At 33.8% G+C, this 18,829-nt stretch carries 17 protein-coding genes; 12 read left to right on the forward strand and 5 right to left on the reverse strand.

Translation table 11 applies throughout. From position 1 onward, the window contains the following. Positions 1-26: 26 nt before the first annotated feature. Both AC0ONG_RS07870 and AC0ONG_RS07875 read left to right on the forward strand, forming a co-directional pair. On the forward strand, positions 27-422 hold the full coding sequence (locus AC0ONG_RS07870) for a DUF2871 domain-containing protein (protein ID WP_000794056.1): 396 nt from the start codon (positions 27-29) through the stop codon (positions 420-422). A 15-nt stretch (positions 423-437) separates the two neighbouring features. Further along, positions 438-917: a CcdC family protein gene (locus AC0ONG_RS07875; protein WP_000561074.1), complete on the forward strand. Its 480-nt coding sequence runs from the start codon at positions 438-440 to the stop codon at positions 915-917. Between the two features lie 47 nt (positions 918-964). Here AC0ONG_RS07875 and AC0ONG_RS07880 read toward each other — a convergent pair whose 3' ends face one another. Further along, positions 965-1,195, reverse strand: coding sequence for a DUF896 domain-containing protein (locus AC0ONG_RS07880; protein ID WP_001179614.1), 231 nt, complete (start codon positions 1,193-1,195; stop codon positions 965-967). 189 nt (positions 1,196-1,384) lie between these two features. Between AC0ONG_RS07880 and AC0ONG_RS07885 the strand changes: the two genes are divergently transcribed. Then, positions 1,385-2,668, forward strand: coding sequence for an aminopeptidase P family protein (locus AC0ONG_RS07885; protein WP_000842963.1), 1,284 nt, complete (start codon positions 1,385-1,387; stop codon positions 2,666-2,668). A 95-nt stretch (positions 2,669-2,763) separates the two neighbouring features. Here AC0ONG_RS07885 and AC0ONG_RS07890 read toward each other — a convergent pair whose 3' ends face one another. Beyond that, positions 2,764-3,399, reverse strand: coding sequence for a pentapeptide repeat-containing protein (locus AC0ONG_RS07890; protein WP_000687269.1), 636 nt, complete (start codon positions 3,397-3,399; stop codon positions 2,764-2,766). 356 nt (positions 3,400-3,755) lie between these two features. Here AC0ONG_RS07890 and AC0ONG_RS07895 point away from each other — a divergent pair, with 356 nt between their 5' ends. After that, positions 3,756-5,396, forward strand: a complete 1,641-nt coding sequence (locus tag AC0ONG_RS07895) for a multicopper oxidase family protein (protein ID WP_000820011.1) — start codon at positions 3,756-3,758, stop codon at positions 5,394-5,396. A 51-nt stretch (positions 5,397-5,447) separates the two neighbouring features. Here AC0ONG_RS07895 and AC0ONG_RS07900 read toward each other — a convergent pair whose 3' ends face one another. After that, positions 5,448-5,987 (reverse strand): hypothetical protein, encoded by a 540-nt coding sequence (locus AC0ONG_RS07900; RefSeq protein WP_000458542.1) that lies wholly within the window; start codon positions 5,985-5,987, stop codon positions 5,448-5,450. A 333-nt stretch (positions 5,988-6,320) separates the two neighbouring features. Here AC0ONG_RS07900 and topB point away from each other — a divergent pair, with 333 nt between their 5' ends. Both topB and AC0ONG_RS07910 read left to right on the forward strand, forming a co-directional pair. Beyond that, the gene (gene topB / locus AC0ONG_RS07905) at positions 6,321-8,465 is read left to right on the forward strand and encodes a DNA topoisomerase III (RefSeq protein WP_127725749.1); all 2,145 of its coding nucleotides are present in this window, start codon (positions 6,321-6,323) and stop codon (positions 8,463-8,465) included. 205 nt (positions 8,466-8,670) lie between these two features. Continuing rightward, a complete protein-coding gene (locus AC0ONG_RS07910) occupies positions 8,671-9,918 on the forward strand; it encodes a DUF4153 domain-containing protein (protein WP_474203549.1) in 1,248 nt (415 codons plus the stop codon). Between the two features lie 204 nt (positions 9,919-10,122). Here the strand turns inward: AC0ONG_RS07910 and AC0ONG_RS07915 are convergent, their stop codons facing one another. Beyond that, entirely contained in the window at positions 10,123-11,088 is a 966-nt protein-coding gene (locus AC0ONG_RS07915; RefSeq protein WP_000103813.1) for an arsenic resistance protein, read from the reverse strand. A gap of 293 nt (positions 11,089-11,381) precedes the next feature. Here AC0ONG_RS07915 and AC0ONG_RS07920 point away from each other — a divergent pair, with 293 nt between their 5' ends. The 5 genes from AC0ONG_RS07920 (at position 11,382) to AC0ONG_RS07940 (ending at position 16,808) form a co-directional block, all read left to right on the forward strand. After that, positions 11,382-12,074: an FMN-dependent NADH-azoreductase gene (locus tag AC0ONG_RS07920; protein WP_000522502.1), complete on the forward strand. Its 693-nt coding sequence runs from the start codon at positions 11,382-11,384 to the stop codon at positions 12,072-12,074. A gap of 238 nt (positions 12,075-12,312) precedes the next feature. Beyond that, positions 12,313-13,671: a branched-chain amino acid transport system II carrier protein gene (gene brnQ, locus AC0ONG_RS07925; protein ID WP_001284783.1), complete on the forward strand. Its 1,359-nt coding sequence runs from the start codon at positions 12,313-12,315 to the stop codon at positions 13,669-13,671. Between the two features lie 83 nt (positions 13,672-13,754). Continuing rightward, the gene (locus AC0ONG_RS07930; RefSeq protein WP_000750851.1) at positions 13,755-14,174 is read left to right on the forward strand and encodes a VOC family protein; all 420 of its coding nucleotides are present in this window, start codon (positions 13,755-13,757) and stop codon (positions 14,172-14,174) included. Between the two features lie 329 nt (positions 14,175-14,503). Further along, positions 14,504-16,153 (forward strand): copper resistance CopC/CopD family protein, encoded by a 1,650-nt coding sequence (locus AC0ONG_RS07935; RefSeq protein WP_002083252.1) that lies wholly within the window; start codon positions 14,504-14,506, stop codon positions 16,151-16,153. 34 nt (positions 16,154-16,187) lie between these two features. Continuing rightward, positions 16,188-16,808: a YcnI family copper-binding membrane protein gene (locus AC0ONG_RS07940; RefSeq protein ID WP_000821388.1), complete on the forward strand. Its 621-nt coding sequence runs from the start codon at positions 16,188-16,190 to the stop codon at positions 16,806-16,808. A 42-nt stretch (positions 16,809-16,850) separates the two neighbouring features. Here the strand turns inward: AC0ONG_RS07940 and AC0ONG_RS07945 are convergent, their stop codons facing one another. Continuing rightward, positions 16,851-17,756 carry a DMT family transporter gene (locus AC0ONG_RS07945; RefSeq protein WP_127725750.1) on the reverse strand — a complete coding sequence of 302 codons (906 nt, stop codon included), beginning with the start codon at positions 17,754-17,756 and terminating at the stop codon, positions 16,851-16,853. 97 nt (positions 17,757-17,853) lie between these two features. On the opposite strand from AC0ONG_RS07945, the gene AC0ONG_RS07950 reads away from it, so the two are divergent. After that, entirely contained in the window at positions 17,854-18,723 is an 870-nt protein-coding gene (locus AC0ONG_RS07950; RefSeq protein ID WP_000156761.1) for a LysR family transcriptional regulator, read from the forward strand. Positions 18,724-18,829: the final 106 nt, after the last annotated feature.

Here is an 18,829-nt window from a genome sequence, read left to right on the forward strand (position 1 = left end):
GGAAAGTTTACAATAGGAGGAATAAAATGAAGAATTTATATAATGCATCATTCATTTACTTAATTATCGGTTTATTATCAGGAGTATTTGCAAGAGAGTATTCGAAAGCACAAGGAATTAAAGGATCCACAATGTTGCAATTAGTACATACACATGTACTAGTGCTTGGTTTCTTATTTTTTTTAATTGCTTTCGCTTTATGTAAAGTGTTTCATGTACAAGAAACAAAGAGCTTTCGTGCATGGTTTATTGTTTATAATGTAGGATTAATTTTTAATATTGCAACAATGCTATTTAGAGGTCTATTACAAGTAAACGGAACTGACTTTAACGGTTTAAGCCATATGGCTGGGGTAGGTCACGTTATTATAAGTGTAGGGCTCATTTGGTTTATGGTTTTGTTAAAAAAGTCATTTAAATAGATAGGAGTGGAAAGTATGATAGCACTTTTATCAAGTGTCGTAGCAGTTTGTATGGCTGTTGGGGTAATGTTTCTACGTTTTAAAGCAGCGAAAAAGCCGGTAACGAAAAAGAAAATTATATTGCCGCCAATTTTTATGAGTACAGGCGCGATGATGTACTTTTTACCAGAGTTTCGATTAACATCGTTAGAAATAGTCGAGGCAATTAGTATAGGGCTTATTTTCTCTATTTTTCTTATTAAAACAACTAAGTTCGAAATAAAAGGCGAACATATATTTATGAAACCGTCAAAAGCATTCATATTCATTTTAGTAGGCTTATTAGCTGTACGCGTGGCATTAAAGTCATATTTAAGCCAATCAATTGATTTGGCAGAGTTAAGCGGAATGTTTTTCTTACTTGCATTTGCGATGATTGTGTCGTGGAGAATTGCGATGTATCGCTCGTTTACTAAATTAGAAAAGACAATAAACAGAGCTGGAATTTCTATATAGGAAATCCAGCTCTGTTTATGTTTTATTAAAATTCTTTAGCGCGGAACTCATTTGCTTAATTTTAAACGTATTTGAGCATCTTGTAATGCGGCTGGTGTAACGTTAAGACCATTTTGATCAACAATTTTTGTGTTTAATAAAATGGAATCTAAGCTTCCACGAAATGTTTGTGTATAGTTTTGACGCAACATTTGTTGTTCTTGTTTTTCATCAACTGTTAATCCAGTTGCTTTTTCTTTTTTTGACAATTCGTTAATACGGAATAAAATGTTTTGCATTTTGTTCACCTCTTATTTAAATTTAAATTAGTAACTTACTAATTTATAGTTATTGTAACTTGTTTAGTTGTCTGTGTCAATACTATCTAAAATTTAGTTAAAAATTGACGAAAAATTATAACAATAATAGAATGAAGTGTATTGAATAATTAGTTTCACAATTATACATAAAACGCTAGGGGGATTATTATGAAATCAACATTTTTTGCTCAAAATAGAGAACGATTAGCAAACACATTACCAGAGGAATCCATTACGATTTTATTTGCTGGACAAGCACCTCATATGTCAGCCGATGCACATTATAAATTTGTACCGAATCGTAATTTTTACTACTTAACGGGAATCGGTGAACCAAATGTTATTTTTATGCTGAAAAAGTTTGGGAATAGTGTAGAAGAGACACTTTTCATTGAAAAATCAGATCCAGTAATGGAAAAATGGGTTGGGAAAACAGTTTCTAGCGAAGAAGCAGAGGGAATTTCAGGTATAAAGAAAGTTGTATATTTAGATAGCTTTGAAAAGACAATGTCAAATATACTTTTTACAGAAAATGCGAAGCATCTATATTTAGATATAGAAAGTCGTGAGTGGAATGGTATGGAGACAAAAACATTAGCATTTGCTAAACATGTAAGAGAAAAATACCCACACGTAACAATTGGTAATGTATATCCGAACATTTGTGAATTACGAGTATTTAAAACAGAAGAAGAAATTGAAATTATTAAAGAAGCGATTGCTATAACGAAAGACGGTATTTACAACGTACTTAAGCATGCAAAAGCAGACATGATGGAGTATGAATTAGAAGCACAATTTGATTTTACACTGAAATCATCTGGCATTAAGCACCATGCATTCAATACAATTTTGGCGAGTGGGAAAAATGCTACAGTTCTTCATTATGAAGATAATGATGCACAAATTCAAAATGGTGATTTAGTATTGCTAGATTTAGGCGCTCAAAAAGACTACTATAACGCTGATATTAGTTATACATTCCCGGAAAATGGAACATTCTCTAGTCGCCAAAAACAAATTTATAATATTGTATTAAAAGCATTAAAAGAAACAACAGAGATTATTAAGCCAGGATTAAAGTTCGCTGCATTAAATGAGCATACAAAAAAGGTACTGGCAGAAGAGTGTAAAGCAATTGGTTTAATTCAAGAAGATGAAGAGTTATCAAAATACTATTATCATGGTGTCAGCCATTTCCTTGGTTTAGATACACATGATGTAGGAACATATAAAGATAGAGTGTTAGAAGAAGGTATGGTTATAACAATTGAACCAGGTCTTTATATTGAGGAAGAGTCAATTGGTATTCGAATAGAAGATGATATTCTTGTAACGAAAGACGGGTATGAAAACTTGTCAAAAGATATCATTAGAGAAGTTGAAGAAATTGAAGAATTTATGAGTATAAATAATGAACATGTAAAAGGAAACCAAGCTGTAGTTAAATAATAAAAAGTCATCACTAATTTATTTGAACTTTATCTCGAATGGCGGACAATTAAAAAATCCATGATTCGGGATAGGGTTCTTTTATCTTCGAAATACTAATCTTTAATTATTAATCCTAATAAAGTTGCAAACTGAACAGCTTGATATGTTGATACTTTACATCCTCTTAAATCGTTCACTGAAACTGTAAGCGTATCAAAGCTAGAAGAACTAATATCTATCCCCTTCAGTGATGTCTGATCAAAATTAGCTTCATCAAGACTACATAATTGGAATTCAACTTTTTTAAGTTTACAGTCAAAAAAATCTGCAATATTTAATGAAGTTTCATTGAAGATGATTTTTTCTAGTTTGGAATTTCCAAATGCCGCTAAATTCAAAATTGAATTCTCAAATTTAACATTTCCTAAGCTAGATTCTGTGAAATTTACTCCGATTAATTTACTGTTTTTAAATTCGACTCTGTGAACAGAAGAATTGCTTAAATTAACATTTGATAAATCACAGTTTTCAAAACAAACATCTGTAATATCAATATTGCTAAAGTCTGTATTAGTAAACTTACAGTTTTTTATCACCGCATCATATAATCGTACTCTATCTACAGATTCATTTTCGAAAGTGGAGTCTATAATTTCACACACTTCCAATGTTGGATCTTCTTCATAAAAAATATCTTGAAAATTCTTTGAAGATAACTCTGGTGAAATTTTTGGTCTATCAATTTTCATCGTATATCAATCCTCTTCTATTTGATATATTTGTGTAATTTGAGTCTATTGTCTGTGAAGAACATTAGTTCTTATTATACAAAAATCTAAGTTCTTTTGTGAAGAGCATTTTAGCTACATTTTTCTTATTTAATAATAGAAGTGTTATTGTTTCTTAAGAAATAACGTCAAAACAAATACGAGAACGGCTAATATAGTCGCTACAAGGAAAGCATTTTGTATTTCTAAAATATTCGCCTCTTGTAATGTCTCCACTTTTAGTAATCTTCCAATTAGCTTACGTAAAATCTAATTACATCTCCTTATTTTCTTGAAAATCAACTTCTATAATGATTTTGAAAAAGGAGGGATTTTCCATGAAGCGATTTGTATTAAAAGCTGTTACGGTCTCTGTAATATTTTTAATTGCTGCATGTTCTTTGGCCACAAATACAACAAATGATCATAAAAATATGAAAGATAAAAAAACAATACAGACTGAAACAGCTACAAAACCATTGAAGGTTGAAAAAGGACCAGAAGTTACTTTAATAGCGAAAGAAGAAAAGCAAAAGTTAAGTAACGGTGTTATTGTTCCAGTCTGGACATTTAATGGATCATCTCCTGGTCCAGAAATTCGGGTGAAAAAAGGTGAAAAGGTGAAAGTGACATTAAAAAATGAATTATCTGCACCAGTATCTATTCATTGGCATGGATATCCTGTCCCAAATAACATGGATGGAATTCCAGGCGTGACACAAGATGCAGTTGAACCAGGAAAAAGTTTCACTTACGAATTTGAAGCGAACGTACCAGGAACGTACTGGTATCACTCGCATCAAGATTCTGTAAATCAATTAGATAGAGGTTTGTATGGAGCGCTCATTGTAGAAGATACAAAGGAAAAATATGATAAAGATTACACATTAATGTTGGATGAATGGGTTACAGATAAAGAAGAAATGAATAAGCAGTTAAAAGAAATGACAAAAGGGCAAATAGGTAATAAATCTAAAGGTAATGAAAATGAGGAAAAGAATGATGATAAGAACGGCATGGATCATTCTGGTATGGACGTGGGCAGTGATCAAAAAGACTCTAGTAATATGGAAGGAATGGACCATGGAAATATGAAGATGGAAGGTCATGATATGAGTATGTATGATTTATTCACAATCAATGGAAAAAGCGGTGATTTAGTAGTGCCATTGAAAGTGAATAAGGGAGATAAAGTTCGTTTTCGACTCGTTAATGCTGGTTATCTATCACATGATATACATGTTCACGGTCATGATATAAAAGTAATTGCGACAGATGGTCAACCAATAAACGATCCAAAAGTTATAAAGGATAAAGTAATTTCAATCGCACCGGGCGAACGTTATGATATTGAATTTACTGCTAATAAAACTGGGAAATGGTATGTTGAAGACCATTCGAAAAATAAAGGTGCAAAAGGAATGAAAGCTGTTATTGAATATGATGGCAGCAAAGAGATGAAAGATAAAGCAGACGAAAAAGAAAAATTACCGAAAGTAGATATAATGAAATATGGTACTAAAAAATTAGGTAGTTTCACGTTAAATCAAGAGTATACTGCCACATATAATATGGACTTAAATACGCAAATGAATGGAAATGAAATGGTATATACAATTAACGGAAAGGTATTTCCGGATATTGACCCAATTCAAGTAAAAAAGGGTGATTTAGTAAAAGTGAAGTTGGTAAATCGTTCTAAAATGGATGATCACCCAATGCATTTACACGGGCACTTCTTTCAGGTGTTGAGTAAAGATGGAAAACCGATAAAAGGTTCTCCAATTGTAAAAGATACATTGAACTTAAAACCAGGAGAAGAATATGAAGTAGCCTTTGTAGCAGACAATCCCGGTGAGTGGATGTTCCACTGTCACGACCTACATCATGCTTCAGCAGGGATGGTAACGGAAGTGAACTATACAGATTATAAATCTGACTATGTTCCAAACCAAAACATTCCTAATAAGCCAGAATAATAGGAAGCAGTTATCCTATGGATAGCTGCTTATTCATTTTTGTTGCAAGTACTAATGTATATGTTGATTATGCCCAGGTGCAGGAGTATGATCTGGGAATGTCGCGAATACGGCAACGATAATTACTACACTAATTGAAAGTAATAACAAAAAACGCTGTTGGATAAAAGTAGAAAAGTTCTCCGATAACAATTGAATCACACAGGACATAGTAATCGTTATAGTAAGTAAAAGGCTAATGAACAATATACTATGAGCTTGTTGAGCGTTTAACATTTCTGTAATCATTGCTCCCATCATACTTGCCATTAATCCAGAGAACATTCCTTCTAAAGCAGTATATAGGTGAAAACGTAGACCCACTAAAAAACCGATAAAACCACTAATTAAAATAGCAAGTAAAGTAGAATATAGTAATTCCCCCTTAAAGAGAATGCCTAAATAAAAACCAATACTTAAACCGATACTCATACTAAAAGACATAATAAATACCATATACTCCATTAGGGTACCCTTACGTTTAGAAATATAGGATGTAATAAGAATCGAGGTACAGCAAAGTGTTAAGGTAGTTAACGTATAAGCAAACATTATGATACCTCCTTGTCCTATCGTTCATTTCATCATATGTTTATATGGAGAGTACTTATGCTTATTAATATCTGCATATTATCTGCACAATTTCATAGATGTAAGCAAAGGAACGCTTGATTTTTTAGGGCGTCTTTTTTAATTGTAAGCATGTGAAAGAAATTGTTATATTATGAGTTTCTATTGTGAAGCCATAAAGAATAAGCGTATAATATTATAGGTCTCACATTTGCGAGACAAACCGCGAATGATAAATAAGATTGTTGTTTTATCATCGCTTCTAAACATATATACAATGAAAGTAACACTGGAATACAGATAGGGAGTTATAAAATGAAATTAATTATTGCCGAGAAACCAGATCAAGGGTTGGCTCTTGTTTCACAGTTTAAATATCGCCGGAAAGATGGATATTTAGAAGTAGAAGCGAATGAGTTATTTCCAAATGGAGCGTACTGTACATGGGCAATTGGTCATTTGACGCAGTTATGTAATCCAGAGCATTATCACGCAGAGTGGAAAAAATGGTCACTTAATACGTTACCGATGATTCCAGAGCGTTTTCAATTTGAAGTTACAAAGTCAAAGTATAAGCAATTTAACGTTGTGAAACAGCTGTTACATAATCCACAGGTAACAGAAATTATTCACGCAGGCGATGCTGGGCGTGAAGGGGAACTGATCGTACGAAATATTATTAATCTTTGTAACGTGCAAAAGCCGATGAAGCGTCTATGGATTTCGTCTTTAACGAAGCAAGCAATTTATCAAGGGTTTAAAAATTTACTTGATGAATCAGATACAATTAATACGTATTACGAAGCATACACAAGATCTTGTGCTGACTGGGTTGTTGGCATGAATGCATCACGTGTGTTTAGTATTTTGTTAAAGAAAAAAGGAATGAATGATGTATTTTCTGCTGGTCGTGTCCAAACACCAACGTTAGCATTGATTGTAAAGCGTGAGAAAGAAATTGAAAACTTTAAGTCAGAGCCTTTCTGGGAAGTGTTTGCAACCTTTAATATAGAAGGAAAGAAATATGACGGGAAATGGGAGAAGGATAATGAATCCCGCTTAAAAGACCCTGATATGGCGAATAAAATTGCGGCATTTTGCCAAGGGAAACCGGCTGTTGTGAAGGAAATGAAAACGGAGCGTAAAGAGTTTCAGCCGCCGCTTTTATTCAACTTATCATCACTGCAAGCAACGGCAAATAAAGCCTTTAAGTTTTCACCGAAAAAGACGCTTGATATAACGCAAGCACTCTATCAAAAAGGGATTGTTTCTTATCCACGTTCAGATTCTAACTATGTTACTCAAGGAGAAGCAGCGACTTTCCCTGATATTTTACAGAAGTTAAGTCAGTTTGATGAATATAAAGGTTTATTACCGGCTCCGGTTGAATCCATTATGAACAATAAGCGTTATGTAAATGAAAAGAAAGTAACAGATCACTACGCGATCATACCGACAGAGCAAGTTACAAATCCAAGCAAACTATCAGGTGATGAAAAGAAAATTTACGATATGATCGTAAGAAGACTAATTGCGGCGCATTATGAAGTAGCGATTTTTGACTATACAACGATTACAACTCTTGTAGACGAACGTGCTGCGTTCATTTCGAAAGGAAAACAGCAAATTCAAGAAGGTTGGCGTAAAGTTATTTTCCAAGACGATAAAGATGACGAAACCATTCTTCCAATTGTAGCTGAAGGTGAAGAAGGAAAAGTTGTAAAGGTGAAAGTGAAAGAAGGAAAAACACAGCCACCGAAGCGTTATACAGAAGGACAACTTATTACGTTAATGAAAACAGCCGGTAAGTATTTAGAGAATGAAGAGCTAGAGAAGGTATTGAAGAAAACAGAAGGTTTAGGTACGGAAGCGACCCGCGCGGGTATTATTACGATGCTGAAAGACCGTAAATATATAGATGTAAAGAAAAACCAAGTGTATGCGACTGATAAAGGAAAAGTATTAATTACCGCAATTGGTGACAAAATACTAGCTTCACCGGAAATGACTGCGAAATGGGAACAACGTCTTGCGGAAATTGGTGAAGGTACAGCTTCACCAGCTACATTTATGGAACAGACGAAAAAGCTATCAGCTAAAATTATTGAAGACGCAGTGGAAATGTCTGAGAAGTGGGATTTCACGGGACTACATGTTGAATCGATTGAACGAAAAGGATCGAAATTTACAACGGGTAAAAAGGTTGGTAGCTGTAAAAAATGTGATGGCGATGTAATTGATAAGACAACGTTTTACGGTTGTTCTAACTATAATACAACGCAATGTGATTTCACCATTTCAAAGAAGATATTAAGTAAAACAATTTCGCAAAAGAATATGACAAAGCTCTTAAAAGGTGAAAAGACTGATTTAATTAAAGGCTTTAAAAAGGGCGAGAAAACGTTTGATGCGAAATTAGAGTGGAAAGATAATAAGATTAATTTTGTATTTGAGAATTAATTTGTTAAAAGAGCATGACAGTTTTATGTCATGCTCTTTTGTTTTTTCTTTTATATAAAATTTAACGATAAAAAAAATCCTTTAAATAATAATTTTTTATTGTAAAACGATAAATTTTGTATTAAAATCAAAATCATAATAAATGAGTGAGGTGCTTTTGTTAAAAGGTAACAACCTTATTTTTAAAATTAGAGGAGGTATAACTATGAACATTAACAATTTGATTGTTAAACATATGGATAACCCCCATGAGTTGGAGAAGATGTATAGAAAAGATCCGAAAGCTTTTAAAAAAGCATTCTCACAAGCATGGGACCAAAACCCTGATTCTCAAATTCTAGGTGCTTGGTATGAAAGGTTGCATTTTAAGGAGAAAGTAAATAAAGAAAAAACATCTTTGTTTCAAAAAGGTTTCTTATTCATGGGCCTTTTAGCTATTCTGGCCGGCATAAGCACTAGAATCATTTTCCACTTTGTTGAGCAGGAAGCAATTGCTCCAATTAATTTGGCTTTTGGTGTAATTCCCTTTATTGCTGCTTATTTTGTTTACAATAATAAGCCGGAAAAAAGTATTATTTATTCCCTTATAGCGTTATTCCTAGTTTCCGGGGTGTATCTTAATACGTTGCCAATAAATTATAAAGACAGTACCATCCTTGCGTATTTACATCTTCCTATATTTTTATGGGTCTTAGTAGGGCTTGCATTTACAGGAAATGAATATTCAAAAGGCAGTACAAGATTAGCCTATATTAAATTTAATTTAGAATATTGTCTTCTCTACGGGAGCATGGCAGTGAGCGGAATGATACTAGCAATATTCACCATGCGTTTATTTAGCTTTGTTGACTTAGATATAGGAGAATTCTATTTTAGTAATGTTGTTTTATTTGGAGCAGCGGCTCTCGCTATTGTGACTGCATACTTAGTATCAATGAATCTTAAGCTTGCTAAAAATATTACACCATACATATCTAAAATTTTTAGTCCTCTCGTCCTGATTACCTTGCTTATCTATCTTATAACGGTAATTTTGGTCGGGAAAAATCCATTCTTGGATCGCAATTTCCTAATGGCCTTCAACGGAATACTGCTTGGTGTATTGGCTGTTACTATATTTTCTATCGTTGAGAGTGACTCAGACGAGAAAAAGAGTATTTCAGATTATATAAATTTTGCCTTAATTGTTCTGGCACTTATTATTGATACTGTTGCATTGTCAGCCATCGTATTTAGACTTTCTTCTTACGGGATTACACCTAATAGACTAGCTGTTTTAGGTGTAAACATACTGATCTGGGCAAATCTAATTTGGATTATGTTTTCCTATATGCGTTTCTTGCAAAATAAATCAGGACCAAAAGCTATCCAAGATGCCGTTACGAAGTATTTGCCAATATACGGACTTTGGGCAGCTTTCGTCATATTTACGTTTCCTATCATTTTTAATTAGAAAGGATCTGTTAATGCGGGAGTGGTGAGGGCTAATAATCATTGGGGGATGAACAAAACCCCCAATGATTAAAGTTTCACTTTATTATAATTGGTATTATTATGTTTGTAGTTTCGGTAATTTCATTTGTAATGATAAATAAGAAATAAGTGTTGTATGTAATCTTTCCATAATAAAAAACGTCCCAAAATGGGACGTTTTTTATTATGCGTATTGCCGTTTTTTCTTAATAAGCAACAAAACTTGTGACACACCAGCTAGTACTGGTAACTCAATCAATGGTCCAATAACGAGTGCAAGTGCGATAAGAGGCTCATCTGGAAAAGCGGTCACAGCGATAGCGAGTGCAACAGGTGAGTTTCTTGCTAACGTTGTTAAGCTTAGACTTACTGTATCTTTGTAAGATAAATGCATCATGCGCCCGATAAATTGTCCTAGTAAAAAATTAATGATGAAGAACAATAGAACAGGAACGAGTAATAATAAAACGACATTCATATTTTGCAGTAAATATTTACCTTGTGATGCAAACATCGCTACTATTGCTAAACTTAAAAATACAATTTGAGCAGAGCTGAAAAACGGAATGAGTTTATTCTCGAGAGTTTCAGCTTTTTTCATTTTATTCATAATGAATTTTGTAGCGTGTGCAAGTATAAATGGTAAGACGATTACGATAACAATACTTTCTACTAAAACAAAAACCGCTACAGTTTTCATGACACCAGCAAATAAAAATAAATAAATTGGAAGGAGTAGAACTTGCAAAATTAAATTTACAGGTAAAATTGCAGTAGAAAGTGCTACATTTCCTTTCGCTATTTCAGTAAAGATTAAGTACCAATCTGTGCATGGAGTAACCATTAACATTATAAATCCAACCCAAAGTGCTGGATGATCTGAAAGAAATAGTGCCCCTAACCCCCAAGCGAGTAAAGGTGTCCATAAGAAGTTAATAGTAAGACTTGTTCCAGCAAATTTTAAATTGCGAAATCCGTTTTTTATTTCTTTTAATGGGATGCTGAGGAATAATCCATATAGCATAAAAAATAAGAAGGGAACAATAAACTTGTCTGAATACGTATGTATCATATTAAATTGTCCGAGTACGATGCCGCATGTAACAGCAAAAAGAATAATAAAAGTTTGAATCTTTTCTATAGTGCTCATGAATAAATCCTTTCTATATATGAATTTTCCTCTCTAAGTTTATTATACAAGTAATAAAGATGTATTTGGTGTTCAATTGTATTTTAGTTAATATTTTTAAATTGAGATTTTGTTTTTTATTAAAAGTTACTTGACTAAAGTAAGTTGCTATATTACAATCACTTACATAAGGTAATTAAATAACAAAAAGTTTTGATTGGCTTTACTTAAGGTATCAATTGGAACTTTTTATTAGAATAAGAATTTTTATGATGATGAATAATGAATATGATAAGAAAGTTTAGGTGAAGAAAATGGGATTATTTAGCTCGTTATTTGGTAAAAAAGAAGAAAATAAGAATGTAGAGGGGAATAAAAAAATGTCAAAAGTATTATTTGTAAAAGCAAACGATCGTCCAGCGGAGCAAGCAGTTAGTTCAAAAATGTATGAAACATTTGTAAGTACTTATAAAGAAGCAAATCCAAATACAGAAATTACGGAATTAGATTTATTTGCATTAGATCTTCCTTATTACGGAAATATCGCGATTTCAGGTGGATATAAACGTAGCCAAGGCATGGAGTTAACAGCTGAAGAAGAGAAGGCAGTTGCTACAGTAGATCAATATTTAAATCAGTTTTTAGAAGCTGATAAGGTTGTATTTGCATTCCCATTATGGAACTTTACAGTACCAGCACCATTAATCACATATATTTCATACTTATCTCAAGCTGGAAAAACGTTTAAATATACAGCAAATGGCCCAGAAGGTTTAGTTGGTGGTAAAAAAGTAGTTGTGTTAGGTGCTCGTGGTTCAGATTACTCTTCAGAACAAATGGCTCCTATGGAAATGGCAGTTAATTACGTAACAACTGTACTTGGATTCTGGGGAATTACAAATCCAGAGACAGTTGTAATTGAAGGGCACAATCAATATCCAGATCGTTCACAACAAATTGTTGAAGAAGGTCTAGAAAACGTTAAAAAAGTAGCAGCGAAATTTTAATTCATGATAGTAAATGGAAAAACCAACATGGATGACCATGTTGGTTTTTTAGTCTATTTTTCATGTTAAAAAATGTATATTTATAAAATAAAAGAAAAGTTCGAAAATAGTATTGCAAAATATTATATAGCAAACTATAATGAGTTCAAGAATAGTTGATACTTAAATTAAATATTCAGAAAATTCAATTAGTTAAAATTGGAAAATGAGATAAGGAAATTTGAATGGGGGTTATATTATGGCGAATAAAGTACCGTTTTCGTTCATAGTAGTTATTGGATTAATGTTATTTGCACTATTTTTTGGAGCGGGAAATTTAATTTTCCCAGCGATGCTTGGTCAATCAGCAGGAGAGAATGTATGGATTGCTAACGCTGGATTTTTAGTAACTGGTGTTGGACTACCATTACTAGGTGTACTAGCATTTGGTTTTTCAGGTAAAGATGATTTGCAGTCATTAGCAAGTCGCGCTCACCCAGTGTTCGGGATTGTGTTTACAACAGTTTTATACTTAGCGATCGGTCCGTTATTTGCAATACCGAGAACAGGAAATGTATCTTATGAAATTGGTCTTAAGCCGTTTATGCCAGAGGGAGTAGGTTCTACACCTTTAATTCTTTTCACAATTATATTCTTTAGCATCACTTGTTTTTTTTCGCTAAATCCCGCGAAAATTGTCGATATTGTTGGAAAAATTTTAACGCCAATTAAGTTGACTTTCATCGGTATTTTAGTAATCGTTGCTTTTATACATCCGATTGGAGATATGCAAGCACCAGTGGAAGCTTATACATCACATGCATTCTTTAAAGGATTCCAAGAAGGATACTTAACGATGGATACGCTCGCATCATTCGTATTCGGGATTATTATCATTAATGCAATTAAAGAAAAAGGTGCAAAAACGAAAACACAAATTATGGTCGTTTGTGCAAAAGCGACCATAATTGCAGCATCTATTTTAGCAATTATCTATACAGCTCTTTCTTATATGGGTGCTTCAAGTGTTGCAAAGCTTGGACATTTAGAGAACGGTGGAGAAGTATTAGCGAAAGTTTCTAACTACTATTTTGGATCATACGGCGGAGTATTATTAGGATTAATGATTACAGTAGCGTGTTTAACAACTAGTGTGGGACTTGTATCAGCATGTTCTTCATTCTTCCATAAGTTATTCCCAAATGTTCCTTACAAAGCAATTGCAATCACGCTCTGTGTATTTAGTGCCATTGTTGCAAACGTAGGATTAACACAATTAATCGCAGTTTCTGTTCCAGTATTAACAGCAATTTATCCACTAGCAATCGTATTGATTTTCTTAACATTCTTCCATTCATTATTTAAAGGAAGAGCGGAAGTTTATCAAGTAAGCTTGATCGTAACATTTATCATCAGCTTATTCGATGGATTAAGTGCAGCTGGAGTTAACATTGAAGTAGTAAGCCAAGTGTTCACTAAATTCCTTCCGATGCAGGAAGTAGGACTAGGCTGGATCTTCCCAGCGATTATCGGTGGATTTATCGGATATGGCATTAGCATTTTAAAAGTGAAAAACCAAGTTCAACCAGCAACTAGAGCAGATAAGAAAATAGGTTAAATAAAAAAAGTTATAGACTTGTTTCTATAGCTTTTTTTGTTACTATTAATAATGAGAAAAAATAAAGTAGTAGGGGAAATAAAATGAAAAAAACAATTGATCATATCGGAATCGCAGTTCGTGATATAGATAGTACGATACGTTTTTATGAAAATGTGTTACTAGGAACTTTAATAGATCGTTACGTAAGTGAAGCTCCTGGTGTGGAAAGCGAAGTAGCCATTCTTGAAGTGGATGGAGATAGAATTGAATTACTTGCACCGACGAATAATACGACATCTCCAATTGCCCGTTTTATTAAACAAAAAGGTAAAGGTGTTCATCACGTTGCGTATCGAGTAGATGATTTAGATGTGGCTTTAGAGGAATTGAAAGAACAAGGTATTCGAACGTTAAAGCATACACTTCGAATTAATAAACACGGCAGAAGATTAATCTATCTTAACCCAGCGGATACAGAGGGAACAATCATAGAGTATTGTGATTATCCGGAAGAGAAATAGAAGAGGGATATTTTTTAAAAGGTGTTACGTAATAACGTAATACCTTTTTATTTATGTATTTCACACTTTCTTCACAAATGATTCACGATAACTTTTCTTCTTCAGGAACTTACGTAAATATATTTTATGATATAATAACAATCGACTTTAAAAATGTAAGTAGTATCTATGAAGGTAGTTACTATTATATTGGAAGTTTAGAGGTGAGAGAGAAATAAATAGTTATACTGTATAGAAGATTATATTTAATAAGGTTAATATTTCGCCCGATAATCAAACTTGGAAAGTTAAAGGAATGGAAGTATAGCGATGAGTAAGAAAGAAGTGAAGTGATTGTGAAAGTAATGAGAAAGTTAGGGACATGGTTATTAATTGCATGTGTGCTTATCATATCGATACCGAAAAGTACATCTGCTCATGCGTACGTTGTGAAATCAAACCCTGTTGAAAATGAAACTTTGAAGAAGGCACCATCTGTTGTGAAAATCGAATTCGATGAGGACATACAAGTTTCAAGTTTTAATACATTGTACGTGAGGGATACATCAGGTAAAAGGGTCGATTTGAAAGATGCTCATATTGATAAAAAAAACAAAAAACTATTAGAAGCAGGGTTAAAAGAAAATCTGAAAAACGGACTCTACTCTATTCAGTGGAAAGTGATTTCAGCTGATGGACATCCAATTCAAGGAGTTATTCCGTTCCGAATTGGGTCAGCGGAAGCGGGAGCAGATGATGTACAAGTAGAAGAGATGGGGTATGTCCCGCAAATAGATATGATTATGGAACGTGGGGTTCTATATACAAGTTTCTCACTATTTATAGGAGTGCTATTCTTTAATCTTATTATGTATAAAGGGAATGCAACCTCGGTTCGATCAAGGAGTAAGAACATAATATGGATTTCCTTATTTGGGATATTTATTAGCTTGTTATTCAATCTACCACTACAAGCAAAAATAAATGCAGATGTTTCATGGCTAGAAGCATTCAATCCTTTACTCTTAAAAGAAACGTTACAGCTTTCTGTTTTTGGATATGTATGGATTACTCAAATGGTTCTTATTAGTTCACTTATAATTGTTACGTATTTTGCGATGAAGTGTGGGAAGCTATCGTCGTTTAAAGTATGGAGTATTCCAATAGTATTGTTTATCGGGATACTTGTTATGAAAGCCTTTAATAGTCATGCATATGGTTTGAAGTTTAAAGAGATTGCTGTCGTTATGGATTTTCTGCATTTATTTGCAGCTTCATTATGGATTGGCGGTCTATCATCCATTATTCTTCTTTTACGTAAAGAGGATGACAAGTGGAGTATGTATTGGGATATGATTAAGCGTTTTTCACCGTGGGCAACAGGTGCTGTCATCGTGATTTTAATAACAGGTCTTTTTAACAGTACATTTTTTATTCCAACAATCCACTCTTTATTTGATACGAAGTATGGATTAGCTTTATTAGCAAAAATACTTTTATTCATTTTCATGGGGATATTGGGAATTGTACATTATGTGAAAGGGAAAATGAGAGCGCAGAAGGGATTAGGCGCTACGGTGAAAGTAGAGTTTATCATCGGAATTATCATTTTTGTCATTGTAGCTTTTATGACAAACGTACAAACACCACCGATGCCTCCTACTGGACCTTTTACAGAAAGTAAGCAACTGGATAATGGGTATGAACTTACTTTACATGTAAGTCCTAATAAAGTAGGACAAAATACATTTCATATTACTTTAAAGGATGAAAACGGACAACCTGTTACTGATATGGAGCAAATTATTTTAACTACTCAATCATTAGATATGAATATGGGAAAAGGTTCATTTAAAGTTTCAGCAGTTTCACCGGGAGAATATGAAGCAGAAGGTATGTATATTAACATGACAGGAAACTGGAATATACATGTTCATGGATTAACAAAATCTCTGGATAGCTTCGATACAGATTATAAATTTATTGTAGGTGGCAGATAAAGAGGCGTTATAGATGAAAGGGAGTTAATAGAAAATGAAACGTATAAAAAAATTAGGAACAACAATGATCGCAACAATAATTGCAATGGGAATCTTTTCGTTACCTGTTAGTGCTCATGTGACGGTAAAGCCAGAAACTTCTGATGTTAATTCATGGGAGACTTACACAATAAAGGTACCAGTTGAAAAAAATATAGCAACAACAAAAGTCACACTAAAAATACCGTCTGGCGTTGAGTTTCAACAGTATGAGCCAGTGCCAGGGTGGAAAGTGGAAGCGCAAAAAGATAGTGCTGGAAAAGTGAAAACTGTAGTATGGGAAGCGACAGGAGAAGGGATTTTAACCGGTCAATTCCAACGATTTACTTTCGTCGCTAAAAATCCGGATAAAGAGCAAAAAATAGCTTGGGACGCATATCAACAATATAAAGATGGAGAAATTGTTGAATGGACAGGCGATGAAAAAGCTGAAAAACCACATTCACTTACTACAATTGCAAAAGGTACGTCATTAACAGGAGAACATGGTGAAGTGTCTAGTGTAGAAAAGAATGAAGGCACTAGTAATATGCAAGTAATAGCGATTGTCTTATCTATTTTGGCGATTGTATCGTCGGTTGGTGCGTGTGTTTTTGTAGTACGTCGTAAAAAGTAAGACGTAAGAAAGAGCCTACAAACAGTAGGCTCTTTCTTACGTTTATTTCAATTCAACTTGCTGCCTTATAGCAAGTGCTTTTGGTTTTATATTTACAAAACAAATGCTCACAACAATAAATAATAGCCCAATAAATAAGCTCATTGTAATGGCCTCATGTAAGAAAATTGAACTTACAATAATAGCGATTAGTGGAATGAGGAATGTATAAGCCCCAACTTTACTTGCTTCACCAGCTCCAACAAGTGTGAAGTATGCAAGCCACCCCATTGCAATAACGAAGAACGAAATAAAGAGAAGTACGCTAACAAATGGTATACTCCAAGCGATACTAGACCAGCTTTCAAACTCTGAACCAAATCCAATTAAGCAAAGCCCGCCAATAATGAGCTGAAGTGTTACCATCCAAATGGAATTAACGCGGTGCCCAGTCTTCTTAATAAATACTGTTCCAAGTGCCCAGCCAATAGCGCATCCTATCGCGAGAAGGATTCCGATAATAGAGATATGTCCAGTTAAACTACTAGAGCTAATGACACCCACGCCAATAAATCCAAGAACAAGCCCAAAAATTTTTAAGCTGTACATAGATTCTTCAAGCCAAATCCATGAGAAAATGCCGAGTAAAACAGGTTGTAGAAATACAATGGCGGAAAATAACCCAGCTGGCATATATTGAAGGCCTACAGTTTGTAATCCGTAAAATATAATGATGTTAAGTAAAGAAGAAATAACGTATAAATGCCAAGTTTCTTTTAAGTGTAACTCTTTGTATTTCGGTAATGCGAAAAGGAGTAAAATGAATCCTCCAATTAAAGTTCGAACGCCTGCAAATAAAACGGGTGGTGTATAATGCAGGGCAAACTTAGATAAAGGCCAATTGATTCCCCACATGAAAACGAGAAAGGTAAGGATTATGGCCGTCTTAGTTCGAGAAAGCTGTGTCACGGTAAGACCTCCTTGTTGTTATTCATTTCACTATGATATGATATCGACTGTAATAAATAAAATGAATCTTTTTTATGGGGAGTATAAGTGATTAGTTATGACCATTACACAACTGCAAGTATTAATAAAAACCGTTGAGTTAGGTAGTTTTACGAAGGCAGCTCGGGTGTTAAATATGACGCAGCCAGCTGTTAGTCATGCGATTTCAAGTATTGAGTCAGAGATAGGAGTTACGATTCTTATACGTGATAAACGAAAAGGATTAATTGTTACGGATGTAGGAAACAGAATTCTTGTACATATTAGAGAGATTTTGAACGGTGTAGAGAAGATTGAACAAGAAGTTGCGATGGAGAAAGGGCACGAAGTTGGGACGATTCGAATTGGGAGTTTTCCGAGCGCTTCTGCACATTTCTTACCCAAAATGATAAACCTTTTTAAGGAGAAGTATCCGAACTTAGAAGTCGTTCTTTGTGAAGGAACGATTAAAGAAGTTGAAGATTGGTTAGTATCGAGGGTTATTGATATAGGAATTGTTATTTTGCCTAATAAAGATATGGAGATTGTTCCATTAACGAAGGGGAAAATGGTTGCTATCTTAAGAGAGGATCATCCTCTCTGTAAGAAGGACGCTCTTACAATTTGTGATTTAGAGAATGAACCGATCATATTATGTAAGGGTGGATACGAACCACCCATTATTGATATGTTTAAACAAGCAAACGTACCACTTCGGGCTGAATATGTAATTTCGACAGTTACTACAGCTTTAAATATGATTCAAGAAGGATTGGGCATTGCAATATTAGCTGAATTATCTTTAACGAATTTACCAAAAAATGTGCAAACGAGAGAATTGGAACCACAAGTATGGAGAGAAATTGCTTTAGCTGTTCCTTCATTAAAGGATTCTTCAATCGCTGTGCAGCTATTTATTGAAGAATTTCAATCGCTATTTGCAGAATAAAAAGAGGTGTCTCATATATCATAATGGGACACTTTTTAATTTACTTATAAAAAATCTATGAAAAGGATTGACTTATTTTTTAGTTGTAACTATAATGATTACATCG

Source organism: Bacillus sp. TCT6 (genome assembly GCF_056033845.1).

What these genes read in the sequence shown, in the direction of transcription:
- AC0ONG_RS07940 (WP_000821388.1), top strand. Translation starts at nt 16,188, where the DNA reads ATGAAACGTATAAAAAAATTAGGAACAACAATGATCGCAACAATAATT.
- AC0ONG_RS07880 (WP_001179614.1), bottom strand. Translation starts at nt 1,195, where the DNA reads ATGCAAAACATTTTATTCCGTATTAACGAATTGTCAAAAAAAGAAAAA.
- brnQ (WP_001284783.1), top strand. Translation starts at nt 12,313, where the DNA reads ATGGCGAATAAAGTACCGTTTTCGTTCATAGTAGTTATTGGATTAATG.
- AC0ONG_RS07950 (WP_000156761.1), top strand. Translation starts at nt 17,854, where the DNA reads ATGACCATTACACAACTGCAAGTATTAATAAAAACCGTTGAGTTAGGT.
- AC0ONG_RS07875 (WP_000561074.1), top strand. Translation starts at nt 438, where the DNA reads ATGATAGCACTTTTATCAAGTGTCGTAGCAGTTTGTATGGCTGTTGGG.
- AC0ONG_RS07900 (WP_000458542.1), bottom strand. Translation starts at nt 5,987, where the DNA reads ATGTTTGCTTATACGTTAACTACCTTAACACTTTGCTGTACCTCGATT.
- AC0ONG_RS07915 (WP_000103813.1), bottom strand. Translation starts at nt 11,088, where the DNA reads ATGAGCACTATAGAAAAGATTCAAACTTTTATTATTCTTTTTGCTGTT.
- AC0ONG_RS07930 (WP_000750851.1), top strand. Translation starts at nt 13,755, where the DNA reads ATGAAAAAAACAATTGATCATATCGGAATCGCAGTTCGTGATATAGAT.
- AC0ONG_RS07885 (WP_000842963.1), top strand. Translation starts at nt 1,385, where the DNA reads ATGAAATCAACATTTTTTGCTCAAAATAGAGAACGATTAGCAAACACA.
- AC0ONG_RS07910 (WP_474203549.1), top strand. Translation starts at nt 8,671, where the DNA reads ATGAACATTAACAATTTGATTGTTAAACATATGGATAACCCCCATGAG.
- AC0ONG_RS07920 (WP_000522502.1), top strand. Translation starts at nt 11,382, where the DNA reads ATGGGATTATTTAGCTCGTTATTTGGTAAAAAAGAAGAAAATAAGAAT.
- AC0ONG_RS07870 (WP_000794056.1), top strand. Translation starts at nt 27, where the DNA reads ATGAAGAATTTATATAATGCATCATTCATTTACTTAATTATCGGTTTA.
- AC0ONG_RS07895 (WP_000820011.1), top strand. Translation starts at nt 3,756, where the DNA reads ATGAAGCGATTTGTATTAAAAGCTGTTACGGTCTCTGTAATATTTTTA.
- AC0ONG_RS07890 (WP_000687269.1), bottom strand. Translation starts at nt 3,399, where the DNA reads ATGAAAATTGATAGACCAAAAATTTCACCAGAGTTATCTTCAAAGAAT.
- topB (WP_127725749.1), top strand. Translation starts at nt 6,321, where the DNA reads ATGAAATTAATTATTGCCGAGAAACCAGATCAAGGGTTGGCTCTTGTT.